The organism is Clostridium sp. E02, from assembly GCF_003833015.1.
In the GTDB taxonomy this organism is placed as follows: domain Bacteria; phylum Bacillota; class Clostridia; order Lachnospirales; family Lachnospiraceae; genus Lacrimispora.
In genome coordinates this window covers 1-2,776 of record NZ_RJLQ01000045.1, presented here as the reverse complement: position 1 = coordinate 2,776, position 2,776 = coordinate 1, and the positions used below count along the sequence as shown (strand labels likewise).

General features: G+C 41.4%; 3 protein-coding genes. All 3 read left to right on the top strand.

Annotation, left to right across the window (positions count from 1 at the left end; translation table 11 throughout):
- The first annotated feature begins 113 nt into the window (after positions 1-113).
- The 3 genes from EFT72_RS18800 (at position 114) to EFT72_RS18790 (ending at position 2,715) form a co-directional block, all read left to right on the top strand.
- The gene (locus tag EFT72_RS18800; RefSeq protein ID WP_124068450.1) at positions 114-482 is read left to right on the top strand and encodes a hypothetical protein; all 369 of its coding nucleotides are present in this window, start codon (positions 114-116) and stop codon (positions 480-482) included.
- Entirely contained in the window at positions 472-834 is a 363-nt protein-coding gene (gene tnpB / locus EFT72_RS18795) for an IS66 family insertion sequence element accessory protein TnpB (RefSeq protein WP_124068449.1), read from the top strand. Before EFT72_RS18800 ends, tnpB begins: the two co-directional genes overlap by 11 nt.
- A 279-nt stretch (positions 835-1,113) precedes the next feature.
- Positions 1,114-2,715 (top strand): IS66 family transposase, encoded by a 1,602-nt coding sequence (locus EFT72_RS18790; protein ID WP_124068448.1) that lies wholly within the window; start codon positions 1,114-1,116, stop codon positions 2,713-2,715.
- Positions 2,716-2,776 lie beyond the last annotated feature (61 nt).

Sequence of the window (2,776 nt, the reverse complement as noted above, 5' to 3'; positions counted from 1 at the left end):
AGTAAACGCTCCATAGTGAATGCGTAGATTTCTTTCTATGTATCTGAGATAATAGGCTCATTAAATCAAAAAAGTTAACCTCAACTTTTTTGACATCTATAGGAGGACTGTCTATGAACTCAACAACGTCATTAGTGGCCAGGCAATATCGACTTCAGCAATGGGCGGATCAAATACGCAAATGTCAAAGCAGGCCTGCTGGAATCTCCGTCAAAGAATGGTGCAGCCAGCATGAAATTACCGCAGCGAATTATTATTATCGTTTAAGGGAAGTGCGCAAGGCCTGTCTGGATCATATTTCATATGATTCCATTCCACAAAGTATAGTTCCGGTTCCAGCAGAGCTCATAAGTGGTGATTTACGATCTGTATCAGCATCTGGATTGGAAGTTTCAATCAACAAGGTCTGCATCCGTGTAACCAATGAGACATCTCCTGAGCTTTTAAAAATGGTACTGCAGGTGGCAGCCGATGTTAAATGATGCAACCTGCTTTAAAAACGTATATATCGTGACTGGGTACACTGATTTAAGATCTGGAATTGATACGTTGGTTTCTATCGTGGAGTCAAAGCTTAAGAGCAAACCATTTGTACCGGATACGCTTTATCTTTTCTGTGGAAGAAGAACGGACCGAATCAAAGGATTAGTCTGGGAATCGGATGGTCATCTTCTTTTGTACAAAAGATTAGAGCAGGGAAATTTCCAATGGCCGCGTTCCGAATCAGAGGTAAGGAGTCTTACACCGCAACAGTTCCGCTGGCTGATGGAAGGACTCACTGTTACACCAAAGAAGCTGGTAAAGCAGGTGGTGCTACCCGAGTATTCCGCTTGAAATTTGTGCAAAACAGAGAATTTTTTCACTGTTTTCATCATCAGATAAATACGTAAATCTACATTTCCAAAGCGGGTAGGATACCTCTATTAGCTTGCAAAAAGAACAATCTTCCACAGTAATTGACAATCATGATTTTAAAAGCCTGTGATTCATAGGCTCTTAAACAGCCACACAGCGTTAAATAACCATAGGCAATATGCCGAAAATGAAAACTTGTAAAATTCGCTTTATTTCCCACAATCCGCTATAATAGAAACAAGAAAGGATGGGTTCTATATGGCGATTGAGTATACAGAAGAACAACTGAATCATTTTGACAAGGCTACTATCGTTCAGCTTTTTCTTGCCCAGCAGTCCCAGCTGAAAGATATCGATCATAAGCTTCAGCTTGTGCTGGAACAGATCGCTGTACTGAATAACCATCGGTTTGGCAAATCATCTGAAAAGCTGGATACAGATAATCAGATTGCTTTTTTAGAAGTAGATGGTCAGATTGTATTCTTCAACGAAGCAGAAGCGATTGCTTCCCTTACTGAATATGATGAGGAGGAATCGGCAAAGCCAAGACCGAAAAAGGGAAAAGGCAAGCGTGCGCAGGATATCAAAGATCTGCCAATCATTGCGGTAAATCATATGATGTCCGAGGAGGAACTCATCGCTGAATTTGGTAAGGAAGGCTGGTATCAGCTGGAAGATGAGATTTACAACCGCTATAAATTTACTCCTGCAAAGGTAGAGATTGAAGAGCATCATGTAGGTGTTTACAAGTCCAAAAAAGATAATCACTTTAAGAAGGCTGAGCATCCGGGATATCTTTTGCGGAACAGTTTAGTCTCTGCATCCCTTGAAGCAGCCATCATAAATGCTAAATATGTAAATGCCATACCGCTTTATCGCCAGGAACAGGAATTTGAGCGATACGGAGTAAATATCACCAGAGGTGAAATGGCTCACTGGACAATCCTATGCGCAGAACGATACCTGGCAATTCTGTATGACTATCTGCATGAAAAGATATATGATTATCATGTATTGCAGGCGGATGAAACCCCAGTGCGCGTAACAAAGGAAAACCGCACAGAAGGTGACAAGCATTATATGTGGGTCTACCGTACAGGAAACATGTATCACGATCATCAGATCGTCCTCTATGAATACCAACCCTCAAGAAATGCAAGTCACCCGAGAAAATTCCTCAGAGATTTTCAGGGGATCTGTGTAACAGATGGATATCAGGCCTACCACACGATTGATAAAGAACGTGAAGATCTGAGAATTGCAGGATGCTGGGCACATACGAGACGCAGATTCGACGAAGCCGTTAAGGCATTGCCAAAAGCAAGTCGGAAAAATGCACTTGCATATCTTGCATTGAAACAAATCCAGGCTATTTACAGAGAAGAAGCTAAACTCTGTGATATGAGCCCCAAAGAACGATTGGAACATCGCCAACTGACTATAAAACCCTTGGTGGATGCGTATTTCGCATGGGCAAAAGAAAGCGAGAATAAAGTTCCGGCCAAAGGAAAAACTCACACTGGCTTAACTTATTCCATTAATCAAGAGAAGTATCTTAAAGTATTCCTTGAAGATGGGGAGGTTCCAATGGATAACAATTCGGCAGAACAATCGATCCGATCTTTCTGTGTAGGAAAGAAAAACTGGATGATGATTGATACAATAGCAGGTGCTGAATCCAGTGCTATTATTTACAGCATAGCTGAGACAGCAAAAGTGAATCATCTAAAGCCTTATGATTATTTTGAATATCTTCTGACAGAAATTCCAAAACACTTGGAGGAAAAAGATAACAGCTTCTGCAAAGATCTGCTACCCTGGTCAGATAAGCTTCCGGCTAATTGCAGAAAATCATTGTAAAAACATGCCGCTCGTGGGAGCGGTTGTTTTTTTTTGCTGCACTCACTACGGAGCGTTTACG